The organism is Chryseobacterium sp. DT-167 (assembly GCF_058310155.1).
In genome coordinates this window covers 49,250-66,059 of record NZ_JBZEEQ010000006.1, presented here as the reverse complement: position 1 = coordinate 66,059, position 16,810 = coordinate 49,250, and the positions used below count along the sequence as shown (strand labels likewise).

General features: G+C 34.2%; 16 protein-coding genes. 7 read left to right on the top strand and 9 right to left on the bottom strand.

Translation table 11 applies throughout. The features are described from left to right. Positions 1–43: 43 nt before the first annotated feature. The 3 genes from AC4FQ5_RS09810 (at position 44) to AC4FQ5_RS09800 (ending at position 3,590) form a co-directional block, all read left to right on the top strand. Positions 44–2,632, top strand: a complete 2,589-nt coding sequence (locus AC4FQ5_RS09810; protein WP_491142847.1) for a putative LPS assembly protein LptD — start codon at positions 44–46, stop codon at positions 2,630–2,632. A 124-nt stretch (positions 2,633–2,756) separates the two neighbouring features. Continuing rightward, the gene (locus tag AC4FQ5_RS09805) at positions 2,757–3,137 is read left to right on the top strand and encodes a RidA family protein (RefSeq protein ID WP_129535133.1); all 381 of its coding nucleotides are present in this window, start codon (positions 2,757–2,759) and stop codon (positions 3,135–3,137) included. After that, positions 3,138–3,590 carry a hypothetical protein gene (locus AC4FQ5_RS09800; RefSeq protein ID WP_491142845.1) on the top strand — a complete coding sequence of 151 codons (453 nt, stop codon included), beginning with the start codon at positions 3,138–3,140 and terminating at the stop codon, positions 3,588–3,590. It abuts the gene before it with no gap. A gap of 63 nt (positions 3,591–3,653) precedes the next feature. Here the strand turns inward: AC4FQ5_RS09800 and AC4FQ5_RS09795 are convergent, their stop codons facing one another. Then, entirely contained in the window at positions 3,654–5,183 is a 1,530-nt protein-coding gene (locus tag AC4FQ5_RS09795; RefSeq protein WP_491142843.1) for a trypsin-like peptidase domain-containing protein, read from the bottom strand. A 288-nt stretch (positions 5,184–5,471) separates the two neighbouring features. Between AC4FQ5_RS09795 and trhO the strand changes: the two genes are divergently transcribed. Continuing rightward, positions 5,472–6,827: an oxygen-dependent tRNA uridine(34) hydroxylase TrhO gene (trhO, locus tag AC4FQ5_RS09790; RefSeq protein WP_491142841.1), complete on the top strand. Its 1,356-nt coding sequence runs from the start codon at positions 5,472–5,474 to the stop codon at positions 6,825–6,827. 63 nt (positions 6,828–6,890) lie between these two features. Beyond that, entirely contained in the window at positions 6,891–7,463 is a 573-nt protein-coding gene (locus AC4FQ5_RS09785; RefSeq protein WP_491142839.1) for a 5-formyltetrahydrofolate cyclo-ligase, read from the top strand. Here AC4FQ5_RS09785 and AC4FQ5_RS09780 read toward each other — a convergent pair. Further along, positions 7,415–7,990, bottom strand: coding sequence for a hypothetical protein (locus tag AC4FQ5_RS09780; RefSeq protein WP_491142837.1), 576 nt, complete (start codon positions 7,988–7,990; stop codon positions 7,415–7,417). The genes AC4FQ5_RS09785 and AC4FQ5_RS09780 overlap by 49 nt on opposite strands. After that, positions 7,974–9,152: a hypothetical protein gene (locus tag AC4FQ5_RS09775; RefSeq protein WP_491142835.1), complete on the bottom strand. Its 1,179-nt coding sequence runs from the start codon at positions 9,150–9,152 to the stop codon at positions 7,974–7,976. The genes AC4FQ5_RS09780 and AC4FQ5_RS09775 overlap by 17 nt, the downstream gene beginning before the upstream one ends. A 183-nt stretch (positions 9,153–9,335) precedes the next feature. Here AC4FQ5_RS09775 and AC4FQ5_RS09770 point away from each other — a divergent pair, with 183 nt between their 5' ends. Beyond that, positions 9,336–9,569, top strand: coding sequence for a hypothetical protein (locus AC4FQ5_RS09770; protein ID WP_491142834.1), 234 nt, complete (start codon positions 9,336–9,338; stop codon positions 9,567–9,569). A gap of 85 nt (positions 9,570–9,654) precedes the next feature. On the opposite strand, the gene AC4FQ5_RS09765 is transcribed toward AC4FQ5_RS09770, so the two are convergent. The 6 genes from AC4FQ5_RS09765 to AC4FQ5_RS09740 form a co-directional block, all read right to left on the bottom strand. Then, on the bottom strand, positions 9,655–10,425 hold the full coding sequence (locus AC4FQ5_RS09765) for a TrmH family RNA methyltransferase (RefSeq protein ID WP_491142832.1): 771 nt from the start codon (positions 10,423–10,425) through the stop codon (positions 9,655–9,657). A gap of 33 nt (positions 10,426–10,458) precedes the next feature. Further along, positions 10,459–11,805 (bottom strand): DNA recombination protein RmuC, encoded by a 1,347-nt coding sequence (locus AC4FQ5_RS09760; RefSeq protein ID WP_491142830.1) that lies wholly within the window; start codon positions 11,803–11,805, stop codon positions 10,459–10,461. A gap of 149 nt (positions 11,806–11,954) precedes the next feature. Beyond that, on the bottom strand, positions 11,955–12,710 hold the full coding sequence (locus AC4FQ5_RS09755; RefSeq protein ID WP_491142829.1) for a DUF5995 family protein: 756 nt from the start codon (positions 12,708–12,710) through the stop codon (positions 11,955–11,957). A gap of 59 nt (positions 12,711–12,769) precedes the next feature. Beyond that, positions 12,770–13,237: a YciI family protein gene (locus AC4FQ5_RS09750; protein WP_491142827.1), complete on the bottom strand. Its 468-nt coding sequence runs from the start codon at positions 13,235–13,237 to the stop codon at positions 12,770–12,772. A 12-nt stretch (positions 13,238–13,249) separates the two neighbouring features. Continuing rightward, on the bottom strand, positions 13,250–14,428 hold the full coding sequence (gene pncB / locus AC4FQ5_RS09745) for a nicotinate phosphoribosyltransferase (RefSeq protein ID WP_491142825.1): 1,179 nt from the start codon (positions 14,426–14,428) through the stop codon (positions 13,250–13,252). Positions 14,429–14,519: 91 nt separating this feature from the next. Further along, positions 14,520–14,996, bottom strand: a complete 477-nt coding sequence (locus tag AC4FQ5_RS09740) for a Dps family protein (RefSeq protein ID WP_491142823.1) — start codon at positions 14,994–14,996, stop codon at positions 14,520–14,522. A 128-nt stretch (positions 14,997–15,124) separates the two neighbouring features. Between AC4FQ5_RS09740 and AC4FQ5_RS09735 the strand changes: the two genes are divergently transcribed. Further along, the gene (locus tag AC4FQ5_RS09735; RefSeq protein ID WP_491142821.1) at positions 15,125–16,708 is read left to right on the top strand and encodes a DUF8728 domain-containing protein; all 1,584 of its coding nucleotides are present in this window, start codon (positions 15,125–15,127) and stop codon (positions 16,706–16,708) included. Positions 16,709–16,810: the final 102 nt, after the last annotated feature.

Sequence of the window (16,810 nt, the reverse complement as noted above, 5' to 3'; positions counted from 1 at the left end):
TAAAAATTATATTAATTTTGAGCCTAAATTATATAAAACAAAATTGGACAAAACCGTCTTCAAAAATATATTACAAATTTTAATTATCCTAATTTTTAACAGTTTTTTAGCACAGCAAACTCCTAAAAAATTAACGGAAACTACGGTAGTTAAAGATACAATTTCCAAAAAGGATACCATTATTGTACAGAAGGAAGCATTAGATGATGTACTCGACACAAAAGCCGATGATCAGCGTAGAGATGTTCCGAAGAGAATGATTTACCTGAACAAAAATGCTCAGGTGAAATATCAGGATATGCAGATTGATGCCGATTACATATCTATTGATGAAGCCAAAAGTCTCATTTTTGCACGAGGTAAACTTGATTCTTTAGGGAAGGTAATAGAGCCTGTAATCACAACTCAGGCGGGTAAAAAGTATGAAACCAACGAATTTAATTATAATTATAAAACAAAGCAGGCAATTGCTTACAACGCAAGAACTGAAGAAAGTGAGGGCATAATTGTAGCCGAAAAAACCAAAAAGTACAATGATTCGGTTTTCTTTATGAGAAGAGGTTTGTTTACAACTGACGACTATTTTATAAAGAAAAAAGATTCTTTGGCAGATTACCATTTGTTGGCGCCGCATATAAAAATGGTAAAAGGGAAAAACAGCAGTTCTGTAATTACAGGTCCTGTACAAATGTACATTGAGCAGGTTCCTACTCCGCTGATTATGCCGTTTGCGATCTTACCTTTCTCGGATAAAAGATCTGCAGGTATTCTGATCCCGAGTTTTGGGGAAAGAGAAGATGTAGGATTTTTCTTAAACGGAATAGGATATTATCAACCTATCGGAGAACATTTTGATCTTAAAATTTTAGCAGACATTTATACAAAAGGGAGCTGGAATTTGCGCCCGGAGATGAATTATCTCAAAAAATACCGATATTCCGGAAACTTTGCTGCAGATATTGGGACTACCGTCCGTGGAATAAAAGGTTTAGATGATTACAGCAAAACAGGAACATACAGAATTGCGTGGAGACATACGCAGGATACAAAAGCAAATCCGTTTCTTACGTTTTCTGCTTCTGTGGATGTGACGAGCACTACATTTTATAATAATACTGTGAATAACAACTATATTATGAATGAGAGTGTACTCAGAACTCAGCAGAATTCTACACTTACACTCACTAAAAGATTTTTAAAACTTCCCGCAACGATCACAGGAACAGCATCATATTCTCAGAATTTCGCGACAGGTTTTGCAGATTTACGTTTGCCGCAGATGAATGTAGCTATTAATCAGTTTTATTTATTTGGCTCAAAAACAGGCGTAAGATCTGGTCTTTTAGAAAATATTACGGTGAATACAGGTTTAAATTTAACCAATTTTGTGAGTACGGGTGAAGGCGAACTGTTTACAAAAGCAATGTGGGATAAATTACAGACCGGTATTAAAAACAATATTACATTAGGTACCAATACAACAATTGCAAAATATTTCACATTCAGTCTGGGCGCGAATATCGACAATGCATTAACTACAAAAACACTGACAAAATTCTACGATCCTATTCAGAATAAAGTAGTGGATCAGGTTAATAAAAAAGTGGCAGGTTATTCTACATTTTCCACAACGGCGAGTTTACAGACACAGCTTTACGGGCAGGCAAACTTTAAAAAAGGTTCTTCCATAGAAGCAATAAGACATATGATGACGCCGAGTATAGGTTTTACCTATTCTCCTGACTTTGGCGGTTCAGGTTTCGGATATTTCAGGAATTATTACGATGCGAGTGGAGCATTAACACCATATTCGATATTTGATAACGGAATTGTAGGTGCACCAACATCCGGATTGGTAGGAGCTTTAGGTTTCAACATCGGGAACAATATTGAGATGAAGGTAAGGTCTAAAAGTGATTCTACAGGAGTAAAAAAGATTAAAATCTTTGAATCTTTAAATCTTTCCGGAAATTACAACTTCGCAGCAAAAACGCATCCTTGGTCAGTGATTTCAATCAATGGACAGTCTTCCTTTTTTGATAATAAATTGAGTGTTAATACAAGTCTGACTTTAGATCCTTATAAGACGATTTTTATTCCCGGAGAGGAAACGGGAATCAGAACAGAAGAATTTGGAGCATTTAGTCTTCAGGGGTTCAATGTTCAGCTGTCTTATCCTTTAAGCAGTGAACTTTTTGGTGAGAAAACAGATTATGCGAAAAAATATGGCTCGAAAGGTGAAATCCGAAACGAAAATTATTATTTCGATGATGATAATTACGCTCATTTTGACCAGGCATGGACATTGAACGTAAATGCAAACTATGCCTATTCCAGAGGAGCTACGAGAACATCAAATAAAATCGCATCAATCGGTTTGGACGGAAGCATTAAGCTTACCCCTTACTGGAATATCACCGGGAGTACCCATTACGACATGGTGACCAAAGATCTTGCATATACAAGAATTGGCTTTTCAAGAGACCAGCGGAGTTTTACCATCAATTTTAACTGGGTTCCTTTCGGACAATATAAAGTTTATGACTTTTTTATCGGAATCAAGGCAAATATTTTAAGTGATGCTCTGAAATACAAAGACAGAAGCTTTACCCAGCCAAATCCTCCTTTTTAAGATCATATTGATTTTAGAATTTAAATTTTATATTTGCACCGAAATAAAACAAGGCTAAAACGGCATGATTTTCACTGATCATAAAGCAGCCAAAGGAAAATCAAATAATTAATAATCTCATCATATGAAAAAAATAGTATCTACTGTAAATGCTCCTGCAGCGATCGGTCCATATTCACAGGCAAACTTTGCTAATGGAGTTTTATATATTTCAGGACAGATCCCTGTAGATCCTGCAACAGGTAAACTGGTAGAAGGAATTGAAAAAGAAACACACCAGGTCATGAAAAACCTTGAGGCAATTCTTACTGAGGCCGGAATGACTTTCAAAAACGTTGTAAAGGCAAGTATTTTCCTTAAAAGTATGGATGATTTTGCGGTAATGAATGATATATATGCTTCTTATTTAGATGCTGAGAGTTACCCTGCCCGTGAAACTGTTCAGGTTTCCTGTCTTCCGAAAAATGTGGATATTGAAATTTCTATGATCGCACATCAGGATTAAATGAATTTTCTAAGAAATACATTTGCTATTATGGTAGGTCTTGCGATTGCAGGGCTTATTATCACTCTTGGTATAAGAGCTTTCCCCAAATGGGTGACCTTTGAAGCTTTTGCGCCATTTGAGCATTGGCAAAAATTTCTAGAGAGTATGAAACACGATGATGCGTTTTTCGGTTTTCTGCTTTTTATTTCTGGATTGGGAAGTACCGTGGGTGGTGTTGCTACAGCAATGATCGTAAAGTATGCGAAAGTTGCCTACGCTATTCTTATCGGTTTCATCATGTTGTTTATCGCAATGCTTGACGTAATTGTCTTTCCGTATCATCCTACTTTTTATAAAATCTCAATTTTTCTGATCTTTTTTCCTTTTGCGTGGATGGGAGGTAAAATTGTAGAAATCATTTATGAAAGAAAAAAGAAACGGAGAATTGCTGATAAAATGAATAATCAATAAATTTTAAAGAAATAAAAAAGCGCGGCAGTCAAAGACTGCCGCGCTTTTTTGTGATGAATCCTACTAAGGCATTTTAAATCCTTTCGTATAAATTCTACCGTAGTTATCTACAAATTTCACCTGCACATTTCCTTGGTATTTATCTAAGATCTTTTCTACATCTTTCTGTGAATTTACTGGTTTTCCATTGATTTCGATTACTATGTAATCATCAACAACGCCTATTTTAGCCATCTCGCTTCCCTCTGTTACATTCTTGGTGACAACACCGCTGTTTAAGCCGTATTCAGTTTTAAATCTGTCATTAAGAGGTTCGAAATTTGCTCCTATTTTTTCAGTTACACTCAGATCAGCTTTTGATCTTGCAGTAGTACCTCCATTTTGGTCTTTTAAAGTTACTGTTGTGACGTTTTCTTTTCCGTTTCTCAAATAAGTAACCTGTACTTTATCTCCGGGACGTTTGCTACCAATAGAAATAGTGAGATCAGCAAAATCTGTAATTTCCATCTGGTCTACCTTTACAATAACGTCTCCTGCTTTTAATCCTGCATCCTGAGCACCACTGTTGGGAGAGAATCCTCTTACATAAACACCCGAACCTACTTTTAAATTAGCCTTCTCATTTTGATTATAGCTTGTTACCTGCTGCTGGTCTGATAGATCTAAAGAATTTACCCCTAAGAAACCTCTCTGTACAATTCCGAATTTCTTAATATCCTCAACAACTTTTCTTGCTAAATTTGCAGGGACTGCGAAACCATACCCTTGGTAATAACCTGTTGTAGAAGAAATCGCTGAATTGATTCCAATCAAATCTCCGTTCACATTTACCAATGCACCTCCTGAATTTCCAGGGTTGATGGCTGCATCTGTCTGAATAAAGCTTTCAATCGGATTAGCTGCCTTTCCCTGAGCTCCCAAAATTCCGATTCCTCTTCCTTTCGCAGAAATAATACCTGCGGTTACTGTTGAGTTCAGTCCTAATGGATTACCCACTGCCAAAACCCACTGTCCGACATCGATATTGTCTGAATTCGCAAAATTTAAAAATGGCAGACCTTTTTCTTCTATTTTTAATAATGAAATATCCGTATTAGGATCTGTTCCTACCAATGTTGCGATATAAGATTTTTTATTGCTTAAAACAACTTCAAGTTTGTTTGCACCCGCCACAACGTGGTTATTTGATATAATATAACCGTCAGGCGAAATGATCACACCAGATCCCATTCCTGATGGCATATTGTCAGGTGTCTGTTGCTGCTGTCTTTGTCTCTGCTGACCTCTTCCTCCGAACGGATCACCAAAGAAATAATCAAAAAGATCCTGATCAGATGCTCTGTTTGAACTTCTGGACTGATAGTTTTTAATTGTTACTACAGCCGGAACTGTTGTTTTTGCAGCTTTTACAAAATCATCACCCACAGCTTCAGTATTCATTCCTACAAAAGATGCGTTTTTTGAGCTTGTAAAATAAGATTGGTCAACATTGTCTGAATCATGACCTATGTATTGTTGTATGCCAACTGTGGTAGCTCCTGAGATAACCCCTACAACGGCAAATGGTAAAAGTTTTTTGAAAGTACTCTTCATTGTATTATCTTCTTTGTTTTAATTTATAATATTGTTGAACACAAATTTAATGCTAAATAAGTATGCAATTAATATGCTGTGTTTCAATTTTAACTAAAATTTAACGAGAATTGTTGTATTTTATATATTAAGTCATAATTATTAAAAGCTTTATTAACAAAGCTTAAGATTTACTTAAAGAAAACTGACATTTTTTCCATTTTTAGAATCTGTCATTTGTCATTATGTAACTCAACTGAAAAATATTATCTTTGCGAAAATATTTTTCTCACTTAAAACGTTTATAGCATGCAACTGTATAACACCTTAAGCGCAGAAGAAAGAGCCCAGCTTATTGATGAAGCCGGTAAGCAGCGACTTACTTTGTCTTTCTATGCGTATGCCAAAATTGAAGATCCCAAAAAATTTCGAGACGACTTATTTATAGCCTGGAATGCACTTGATGCACTTGGTCGTATTTATGTAGCCCATGAAGGAATTAATGCTCAGATGAGTGTTCCTGCAGATCATTTAGAAGCTTTCCGCAATACATTAGAAGCATATGATTTTATGAGAGGAATTCGTCTGAATGTAGCTGTTGAGCAGGATGATCATTCTTTCCTGAAACTGACGATCAAAGTAAGAAATAAAATAGTTGCCGACGGGTTAAATGACGATACGTTTGATGTTACCAATAAAGGTGTACACTTAAAAGCAAAAGAATTCAATAATTTATTGGAAGATCCCAATACGATTGTTGTGGATTTCAGAAACCATTACGAAAGTGAAGTTGGTCATTTTGAAGGTGCAATCACTCCGGATGTAGAAACTTTCAGAGAAAGTCTGCCTATTATCAACGAGCAATTACAGGATTTTAAAGAAGATAAAAATCTATTGATGTACTGTACGGGCGGAATTCGTTGTGAAAAAGCGAGTGCTTACTTCAAACATCAAGGTTTTAAAAATGTTTTCCAATTAGAAGGTGGAATTATAGAATATGCACGTCAGGTAAAGGAAGATGGTGTTGAAAGTAAATTCTTAGGAAAGAACTTTGTGTTTGATCACCGTTTAGGAGAGAGAATTACCGATGATATTATTTCGCAATGTCACCAATGTGGAAAACCTTGTGACAATCACACAAATTGCGCGAACGACGCCTGTCATTTGTTATTTATTCAATGTGATGAATGTAAGGAAACTATGGAAAATTGCTGTTCAACAGAATGTTTAGACATCACTCATTTACCAGCAGCTGAACAATTAAGATTAAGAAAAGGATTACAGGTCGGAAATAAAGTTTTCCGAAAAGGAAAATCTGATGCCTTAACCTTCAAAAACTCCGGAGATTTACCCGATAAACCTTTAGCAAAAGCCATTTCTAAAAATATCCGTCAAAAAATTTCAATTAAAAAGGCATTGATTGGAAAAGCAGAACATTATTACACTAAGTCAAAAGTCGCACAGTTTTTAATTGAAAATAATGAACTATCAGTTGGTGATAAAGTTTTGATTTCAGGACCGACAACCGGTGATCAGGAAATTACGATTACTGAACTTTATGTAAATGGAAATACTTGTGAAACTGCAAAAATAGGAGATCAAATTACTTTTGAACTTCCGTTTAGAGTTCGTCTGTCAGATAAATTGTATAAAATCTTAGGATAATAATATTGATATATAGTTTTAAATTTTGCGCTCGACAAGGCGCATTTTTTTATAAATTTGAGAATGAAAAAATCTGAAATCAGAAATTTATATCTCGAAAAAAGAAAATCTTTTACCGATGATGAAATTTTTTTGTGGTCGCAAAAGATTTTCGAAAACTTTGTCAGTTATTTTAAGCCGGTTCCGGAGCAGAAAGTCCATATTTTTATTCCGATTAAAAAGTTTAAGGAAATTGATACTCAGATATTCATTGATTATTTTTTGAGCCGGAATATTCGTGTTTTTGTGCCTAAAATTGTTGATACGAAACTGATTTCTGTTGAGATTTTTTCTGAAACAAAATTTGAGATCAACAATTGGGGAATTTCCGAGCCTCTTTCAAATGAAGATTCTCAAATTTACGATTTCGATTTTATCATTACACCACTTTTATACTGTGACAAATATGGGAATAGAGTAGGCTACGGAAAAGGTTTTTATGATACATTCTTTTCAATGGTTTCCAAAAATTCAAAAAAAATCGGAATCAATTATTTTGACTCCGATAGTATGATTGATGATGTCTGGGAAAATGATTTTCCTGTCGATTATTTGGTTACTCCTACCGAGGTGCTGTCTTTTTTCAAAGGCTGCTGATAAAAATTCACAAAATAAAATTTAAATTCTTTTTTTAAAGATTTGGAAACCAAAGTATATTGAGCATTTTTCTCAAATATACCAATTGATCTGTTCTTATTATCAAAATATTCTACATTGAATTTTGCGAGATCCAATGTGTCTTTATCCAATATTTCCTGATAAATATTGATGTTGTTGACTTTCACTTTTTTTACCTGCAGGCTTTCAAGTTCCTTAAAGAGCACATTGAATGTCGTACTGTCCGGTTTCTGAAAGTATTTTTCAATTTTAGAATAAATTGCAGTATCAATTTCAGTATTTTTCTCACCAGACAGGTAAAGTGTTGACAGATCTAAAACGTCCTGTACTTTCTGAAGAGTAATTGCGTTGATTGCCTGAGTACTGTCCATCTGAACAGTTTGATTGTTGGTATTTCTTAATTTGTCCAGGTCGCTGACTGCGGAGGTGTCTTCTTTTTTGACACAGGAAATAACAGCAAGAACAATGAGTATGGAGAAAAACAAAGTTTTATGGATTGTTTTCATTGGTTGATATTTTAAATTTGATAGATATGATTTTGCCCTTTTTGTCTCTCTTCATCTCAATCACGTTGAGGTTCTTCAGTGACGTGGTAGGTGTGGTTACAAGAGTGATATAATCCTGTTTGTCCAAAGATTCCAGTCCGTAGATATCGCTGTCATACACCTGCGTAATTACCGCTTCATTGCTGATGAGATTTTCCAGCTGCTTTCGTTTCTGTTTGACAAGATTAAATTGTTCTACAGCGTTTACGCCTTTTACATCTTTAGTTGAGAAATAGTAAACCGCCATTTTATAATCGTCCGGTTTCAGCTCTATAGTTTCTTCTTCGGGTGCATTTTCCAGATTTCGGTTGATTTCCAGGTTTTCATACATCGTAGAGCTGATCTGCATTCTGATACTTTTGTCTTTGCTTGGATAATGAAAACATTCACCGGGTTTTATCCTGAAAAATAAAGGAGATTCGTTTTCTTTCAGTACTTTTATTTCAATCGTACTTTGAACTTTCTGGTTTCTGTCTGCATCTGTAAAACAATATGTATATGTTTTTTCAAAAATTTCATCTTTGAATCCTAGAAGTCCGAGTAAAATCACAAAAACTGAGCTTGCGGTGATCCATGCTGCTCGTTGATAGGTTTTATTAAGTGGCTTTTCAGTCTTATTTTCATTAAAATTTTCTACAACTGTTTTTTGTTCAACGGTTTGGTTTTCAGTATTGTTTTTTTGTAAATCATTGATTTCAGGTACCGAAGTTTCTGTTTTTTTATGAATATTTTCAGATTTGGGCAAATTTATTGCGCTTGAGACTGTTTTTTCTAATTCGAGGCGTTCGTCTTCGTTGAAATCCTGTTCGTCCTGTAACATTTCTCCGGCAAAAAGATGCTGCTTTTTAAACTCGTACCATGAGCTGTAACCTGCATAAATACTCAATAATGTGAGCATATCGATGCGGGGTAATTTGGTTACCGGTGAGTTTTTAAAATAGGTGTAAAAAGATTTTTCGCTAATGTTTCCTTTAGCTTTTTTGCGGAGGTCTTCCTGGAAATATATAATATCAATTCCCTTCCATTTAGATATATCATCATAAGAAGGGGTGTATTCTTTCAAATATTGAGCCTGAACGTCCTTTTTCAGCTGCTCAAAATGTAATAAATCTAAATCAGTCAATTTTTTAATAAATGATTAAAGTGTTGATTTTCAGTATTATTTATTTGTAAAACTGTTTTACAAAGGTATTACAATTATTTTTCATAAACAAACTTTCTATCTGCTATACCTTTGTCTTGTTCAAATAACCGAACAGAGAAAAAGATTTAAAAAACAATATTAACAAATTAAATTTAATTTATTATGAAAAAGTCATTATTCGTAGCTGCTATCGCTGCAATCTCATTAGTTGCTTGTAAAAAAACTGAAGCTACTTCTACTGAAGGAACTAACGATTCTATCGAAGCTAACGCTGATTCAACTCAGAACGCTATCGATTCTACAACTAATGCTACTGTAGATTCTACTAAAGCTGCTGCTGATGTGAAGAAAGACAGCGTTGAAGCTAAGTCTGATTCAGCTAAAGTTAAGAAGTAATTTCTAGCTACTGCTAAAATAAAAGAACCGTTTCGCCCAGCGAAGCGGTTTTTTTATGTTTAATTTTTTAATTTTAATAAAGATTCTAATTCTTCTTCTTTTGCTTCAAAGCCTCATAGCAGGTAATTGCAACAGCATTACTCAGATTCAAAGAATCAATACTTCCCGACATGGGAATCAAAGTGTTCTTTCCTTTACCTGACCAGAAGCCACTTAAACCGGAATGTTCGGTGCCAAATAAAACGGCAGATTTCTGTGTGAAATCTCTTTTATAAAGATCTTCCGAAGTTTCATCCATAATAGTTGTGTAGATATTAAAGTTGTTTCTTGTCAAAAACTCAAGTGTTTCCTGATTTTCAGATTGGAAAACTTCCATCCCAAATAAACATCCTACACTTGACCGGATCACATTTGGGTTATAAAAATCGGCTTTTGCATCAGTGACGATCAATGCATCAACACCAAAAGCTTCGCAGCTTCTCAGTATTGCTCCCAGATTTCCGGGCTTTTCAACACCTTCTACAATGATAATGGTTGAATTTTCTTTGGGTTTGAAAGTATTTAGCTCGGCTTCTTTTGCTTTATAGACGCCAATAATACCTTCTGAGCTTCCTCTGTATGCTATTTTTTCGTAAACTTTTTCAGAAACAAAATGAATTTTTTCTTTTGGAAGCTGACTGCTGAAAATACTTTCACAAACGAAAAACTCTATAGCCTCAAAATTATATTTCTGAGCTCTTTCGTTTTCCTGCTGTCCTTCAACAACAAAAACACCGGATTTTTTTCTGAATCGGTTATCCGTTAAAAGCTTGGTAATGTTCTTTATTTTTTCGTTTTGAAAACTTTCGATTAGCATTTCGCAAAATTATGGAAAATTTGGCAGAAAGTTTTATTCAGAAAGATCAATTTGGTTTTCTGCACTGTCAATTAAAGTCTGTGGGAGAGATTTATTGATCTTATTTTGTAGCCCCATATTTTTTAGATCTTCAGCCCGCTTGATAAGATTTCCTCTTCCCGTATATAATTGAGCAAATGCATCATTATAAGTTTTTTGAGCAAGATCTATGTTTTTGCCCACCTTTTCTAAATTATCTACAAAACCAACCAGTTTATCATATAATCTTGCTCCGGCTTCAGAGATTTTTAAAGCATTCTGACTGAGATCATCTCTTTTCCATAAGTCGGAAATGAGTTTTAAAAATGCAATCAGATTGGTGGGACTTACGAGGATAACGTGTTTTGAGTAGGCATAATTCCATAGATTCTGATCGTTTTGAACCGCAATTAAAAATGCGGGTTCGATTGGAATAAACATAATCGTAAAATCCAATGATTCACTGATGTGATCATATCTTTTTCTGCTTAGATCATCGATGTGCCTTTTAATTGAACCAATGTGAAGCGTCGTCAACTGGGCCTTTTCTTCCGCAGATTCTGACGAATTCATTTTTTCATAAGCATTCAAAGAAACTTTTGAATCGATGATGACCAATTGATTTCCAGGTAATTTCAAAGTGAAATCTGGACGTAAACTGTCTCCGTCCTCATTTTTGATAGTTTGCTGTTTGAAATACTCCCTGTCTTTTGTCAGTCCGGAATCTTCAAGAATTCTTTCCAAAATCATTTCGCCCCAATCTCCTTGAGTTTTTGTTTGCCCTTTTAAAGCATTTGCCAGATTGTTGGCTTCCTGACTGACTTTTGTGGTCTGTTCGAGCATCAATTTGATTGTACTGTTTAACGAATGTCTTTCACGGGCTTCGTTTTCATACACTTCATTCACTCTCTTCTTGAAATTTTCTAAATTTTCGCCTAAAGGTTTTAATAATGTATCTAAATTTACCTTGTTAGCTAAAGTAAATTTCTCACTTTTTTCCTCTAAAATCTTATTGGCTAAATTTTCAAATTGTAGTTTCCCTTCTTCCTGAATTCTTTTTGTTTCTTCTTTTTGAGCTTTTAAAAAAGTATTTTCGGCGGAAATTTTCGCAAATTCTGCTTTTAAATCATTCATTAAATCAGATTGATTGAGATTGATTTCTTTTTCTTTAGCAATATTTTGGGAGAGCTCATTAATTTTCAAAGTAGAATTTTCAAGATCTGAATTGCTTTTAATGAACAGATTATTGAGCTCATCATAAGAATTTCTAGAAACCGTTGAAGATTTTAAGATAAAATATAAAATTACAGCGCCAAGAATTCCTCCGGAAATAAATCCGATGATTAAATAAGTCGTCTCCATTTTTCAAAATTACTAAAGAAAAGTTCAAAATTTTTATGGGAAACCATAAGATTTTTATTTAGTGATTTTTTCAATTTAATCTAAAACTATTTTGTGAAACAAACTGTCTGGATTCCTTCTGAATGACAAAGTTCTATAGTTAACTGAATCTATGTGTTTTTTGTAGAAGCCAAAATCTGAATATTCTTCTCCACATCATTGCTTTCACATTTCTTGAGTTCTTTTGCCAATGCAGAAGAAAGTAATTTCGGATTTAAAATTTGTGAAGCAACTTTTGCTGCTGCATAATCCACAATATTAATGACGGATTCTCTTAGAAAATTTGGCGTATTTGATGCAATAACTGCGGTTGCCCATGAAGTTTCTCTTGCCTTTGAAATGGCAAAATCTAAAATTACATTATCTTTTCCGTTGGAAAGTTTGTCTATGAGATTGACGGGATAACAAATCTTATTCAGCGAATCCTGAACATTTTGGTTGATCAATGCAATCACAGAATTGATGTTTTCAAAATCTTTTTTCAGCGGATTTATTTTTCGGTAGGGCATTACAGAAGCTGCGGAAATTCCCAAGTCCAGATTAATGTGCGCATTCATTCCAAGAAAAATGTGCTGTAAAATAAGAAGGTCTTTGTTTTTAGTAGCTTCAAATGCGAGATACCAAGCGTTTGTACATTTTTTTCCTTTGCTATAATTTTCCCAAGCTTCAAGGTATCGGTTGGCAAAAGCGAGATCAAGCAAAGTCATTCTTGCGTTGTCTTCAAATTTTTTCTGCTGAATTCCTTTTAAAACCTGAGCGGTCATAATCCGGTAAGTGCAGGCAAAATATCCGACCGGACTTTGATTTTCTTTGCTCCAAATAATAATTTCATCTAATTTTTTCAGAACTTCTTCAATGGTTTTCATGTCTGGTTTAGTTTTAATTAAAGATAAGAAAACCTCACAAATCTGCGAGGTTTAAATATTTAAGGGTTTTCTTTTGCGATCTCATCATGATGTTTCAGATACAAAGGCAGCGCTGCAGAACCGTACCAAGGGAAAATTTCATAACTGAAAACTCCGGCAGCAACTGCAGGATCTGTTTTTACCCATTGCTCGGCTTCTTCTTTAGATTTTGTATTAAAAATAAACATTCCGCGATAATCCCGTTGATTTTTTCCGGAAAATGGACCTGCAATCGTTATTTTCCCTTCTTTAGCGAGTCTGCCGATATTTTCCATGTGACCTTTCATCAGTTCGCTCATTTTTGTTTTGTCTTCAATTTTTGCAGTTCCGGTAGTGAGCATTACGATTACGTAAGGTTTCATCCCATATTTATCCGCACCTAAAGAGTCTGCTAATTTTTGATTGAATTTTGGCTTTTCTGTTGTCTTTTGAGCAAACGATAAAGCAGCTGTCAGAATTGATAATGTTACGAAAAATTTTATTTTCATCTTGTATTTATTTTAATCTTTTATTCTTAAAAATTCTTTTGCCAGTTCGATCATTTTCGGATCTCCTGTATATTTTCCGTGTTCGTCGGAAAGTTTTACGGTTGGAATCCATTCTTTATTCAATGATTGCACCCCGATTAATTTCATGACGATATTCATTGGTTTTAAACCTACATCATTGGTGAGATTGGTTCCGATTCCGAAAGAAACACCGATTTTTCCTTTGCAGTAATTCGTAATCTCTTCTACTTTTTCAAGATTTAAGTTGTCAGAAAAAATAATGTATTTAAATAAAGGGTTGATTCCGTTGCTTTGATAATGAGCAATCGTTTTGTCAGCAAACTCAAACGGGTCTCCACTGTCGTGACGTACACCATCGAAAAGTTTAGCAAATTTTTTGTCAAACTGCTGGAAGAAAACATCAGTTGTGTAAGTATCTGAAAGAGCGACTCCCAAATCGCCGCGGTAAACATCAACCCAGTGTTCAAGAGCTAATTCGTTTGCCATTTTGAATCCAAATTCGGCCCCATGGAACATGAACCACTCGTGAGCATGGGTTCCTATTGGTTTTACACCGTATTTCATTGCGAAATGTACGTTTGAACTTCCGATAAATGTTGAATCTTTTTTTTGTGTCAATGCTTCCATCACAAGATTCTGTACTTTGTAAGAATGTCTTCTTCTTGTTCCGAATTCTGCGAAATTAACTCCTAGATCGTTCAGTGAATTTGCTTTTTCCAAAGTTTTATTCATTACTACCTCATTAGAATCTCTTTCCATATGATTCATCTCATAATGGAGCTCGCTGATTAATGATAATAACGGAACTTCCCAAAGAATCGTTCTGTACCAAAGCCCTTCAACGATGACTGAAAGCTCGTTTCCGGTCTGAACGATTTTTACTTCAGAAGGATCATAATGATAGCCTTCAAGAAAATCGAGGTATGGTAAATTTAAATAAGGACAGGTTTTGACAAGAAATTTTTTCTCTTCTTTAGTAAGTTTTAATTCTGCCATTTTTGCAACGGTTTCTCTTAAAGCAACATCAAAACCTTCCGGAAAATGATGCTTTCCTCTGTTGATAAATTCATATTTTACAATTTGGCTTGGAAAGAGTTTTACCACTGCGTTTTGCATGGTAATTTTGTAAAAATCGTTGTCGAGTATAGAATTAAGTCGTATTTCGGGCATATGTGTATTTTTAACGCAAATATAGTGATAAAAAATAAAAACCGTCTAAATGTAAGACGATTTTTAAATATTTTAATTGTTTTCTTTAAGATTATTTTCCTAAATAAGAGTTGTACATCCAGACTTCTTTTTCCTGTTCGGTAATATAATCGCTCATTTGGGAGTTTGTACCCTCATCTCCGGCTTTGTCGGTGATGTCTAAAAGCTCTCTTTGAAGATCGATTACCACTTTAAATGAATTTAAGATAATCTCAACACTTTTATTACCATCGCTTACTTCTTTACTTTCCTGAATAGTAGAAACTTTTAGATAATCAGAATAATTGTGTGCCGGTGTTGCGCCTAAAGTCAGAATTCTTTCAGCTATTTCATCAATTTTTAAAACCAGACTGTTGTAAAGTTCCTCAAATTTTGGGTGAAGCGTAAAAAACTGCTCACCCTTAATGTTCCAGTGGGAGCCTCTTGTATTTTGGTAAAAAACGGAATAATTTGCCAGTAATATATTAAGTTTTTCTGAGATGTTTTGGCAATCGCTTTCTTGTAAGCCGATGATGTTTGAATTTTTCATAAGTTTATTTTTTAATATGTCTAAAAGCAGGAAAAATTGTGCCGAAATACCACAAAAAATATAGATGATAACTATCGCAGAGTTTTAAAGTAAAAAATTCGTGAAGTTTTCTTAATATTGCGGGCAATATGAAAAGTTTATTGACTAACTGCGGTTTGTTTTTCGGCGTTTGCATGATTTATATTCTAATGATGCTTTCCAAAACCGAAAATATTTTTACTTATACAGTTGATGATGCCTATATTCATCTGGCAATTGCTAAAAACTTTGCTTTGCATAGGGTATGGGGAATGACGCCGTATACTTTTTCATCATCTTCCTCATCACCGATATTTACTTTTATATTAAGTGTTTTCATTTTTATCTTTGGAAATCATGATATTATCCCATTGATTTTTAATCTGATTGTTACGGTTTTTGTAATTTATTTTCTTCATAAATATTATAGCCAATATTTTCAACAAAATAAAACGGTAATTATTGCAGTTCTTTTTACATTGTTTTTTGCGGTTTTCCATCTGCAGATTTTGTTGGGAATGGAGCATGTATTGCAGGCTTTCTTGTTTGTTGTGAATATTTACTTCTTTCAAAAATGGGTTGTATCAGGTTTTAAGAAAACGGAATCTGCTTATTGGTTTTACTTTACCATCGCACTCCTTGGACTTGTGAGATTCGAAAGCATGTTTTATTTCGTATCGTTAGCATTTGTTTTTGTGTGTCTTAAAAATTTCAGGAATGTGGTGTTGACTTTGGTGTGTGGTTTTTTGCCTGTTTTGATTTTCGGATATTTTAATTATCAGGAGTGTGGTTATTTTTTTCCTTATTCAGTTGTGGTAAAGGGTTCTACGTTTGATTCTTCAGGAGATTTCCTTCCGCAGATGAAATATCTTTTTCTTGATAAGGTTTTTTTTAATATTACATTTTATAAAGTTGGTCTGTTTTTTCTTCTGATTGTAGCTGTCCTTATATATAGAAACTATAAAAATAAGATTCCTTTTTATCAGTTGATTCTGAATAATTTTTTACTGATTGTATTGTCATTTACGCTGATGCTGCATGCATTTTTCGGGAACTTTCGCGGATTTTTTCGTTACGAAACCTATATTTCGGTTGCTTTTGTCATGGTACTGATCCCGAGGTTAAAACATTTTTTTGTGAATCCTTTGTTTGAATTTAAGAAAGATAAAATAATAGGGCTGTTCATCATTTGCAATGTTCTGTTACTGATGTACAAATGCAAATTTTCACATTATATGATCATCAATGGAAGCCGTAATATTTACGAACAACAGATACAGTCTGCTAAATTCCTGAAAAAATATTATAATACCTCTAAAGTTGTAGCAAATGACATCGGCGCAATATGCTATTTTTCAGATATTCATTTGCTGGATATTGTTGGTTTAGGATCTAAAGAAATGATTCCTTTCAATGAAAACGAAAAAAACTTTGATTATAAATTTGGTAATTTCGTTAAAGAATATTCTCTTAAAAACAATTATGAGCTGGCAATAGTGTACGAAGAGTGGTTCAGCGGCTATGTGCCTGAAAGCTGGAAGAAGGTTGCTGTTTTGACAATAAGTGACAATGCAAATGCGGCTATGGATCATGTGGTAATTTATTCTATAAATCCTGAAAATTATGATCAGCTTAAAAATAATGTGAAAAACTTTGGATGGAATAAGAATGTCCGGGTGAGGATTATTGAGTAATTGCTATTCGGATCATCAGAGAATTAATGAATTAAAACTTCAGGAAAAAAACAATATTTCAGTATAACTACTTGTAGATTAAAAAATTATTACTATTTTTGC

Excerpts from the sequence above, each read along its gene's own strand:
- AC4FQ5_RS09805 (WP_129535133.1), top strand. The coding sequence starts at position 2,757 with ATGAAAAAAATAGTATCTACTGTAAATGCTCCTGCAGCGATCGGTCCA.
- AC4FQ5_RS09755 (WP_491142829.1), bottom strand. The coding sequence starts at position 12,710 with ATGAAAACCATTGAAGAAGTTCTGAAAAAATTAGATGAAATTATTATT.
- AC4FQ5_RS09760 (WP_491142830.1), bottom strand. The coding sequence starts at position 11,805 with ATGGAGACGACTTATTTAATCATCGGATTTATTTCCGGAGGAATTCTT.
- AC4FQ5_RS09780 (WP_491142837.1), bottom strand. The coding sequence starts at position 7,990 with ATGAAAACAATCCATAAAACTTTGTTTTTCTCCATACTCATTGTTCTT.
- AC4FQ5_RS09750 (WP_491142827.1), bottom strand. The coding sequence starts at position 13,237 with ATGAAAATAAAATTTTTCGTAACATTATCAATTCTGACAGCTGCTTTA.
- pncB (WP_491142825.1), bottom strand. The coding sequence starts at position 14,428 with ATGCCCGAAATACGACTTAATTCTATACTCGACAACGATTTTTACAAA.
- AC4FQ5_RS09740 (WP_491142823.1), bottom strand. The coding sequence starts at position 14,996 with ATGAAAAATTCAAACATCATCGGCTTACAAGAAAGCGATTGCCAAAAC.
- trhO (WP_491142841.1), top strand. The coding sequence starts at position 5,472 with ATGCAACTGTATAACACCTTAAGCGCAGAAGAAAGAGCCCAGCTTATT.
- AC4FQ5_RS09735 (WP_491142821.1), top strand. The coding sequence starts at position 15,125 with ATGAAAAGTTTATTGACTAACTGCGGTTTGTTTTTCGGCGTTTGCATG.
- AC4FQ5_RS09795 (WP_491142843.1), bottom strand. The coding sequence starts at position 5,183 with ATGAAGAGTACTTTCAAAAAACTTTTACCATTTGCCGTTGTAGGGGTT.
- AC4FQ5_RS09770 (WP_491142834.1), top strand. The coding sequence starts at position 9,336 with ATGAAAAAGTCATTATTCGTAGCTGCTATCGCTGCAATCTCATTAGTT.
- AC4FQ5_RS09765 (WP_491142832.1), bottom strand. The coding sequence starts at position 10,425 with ATGCTAATCGAAAGTTTTCAAAACGAAAAAATAAAGAACATTACCAAG.
- AC4FQ5_RS09800 (WP_491142845.1), top strand. The coding sequence starts at position 3,138 with ATGAATTTTCTAAGAAATACATTTGCTATTATGGTAGGTCTTGCGATT.
- AC4FQ5_RS09785 (WP_491142839.1), top strand. The coding sequence starts at position 6,891 with ATGAAAAAATCTGAAATCAGAAATTTATATCTCGAAAAAAGAAAATCT.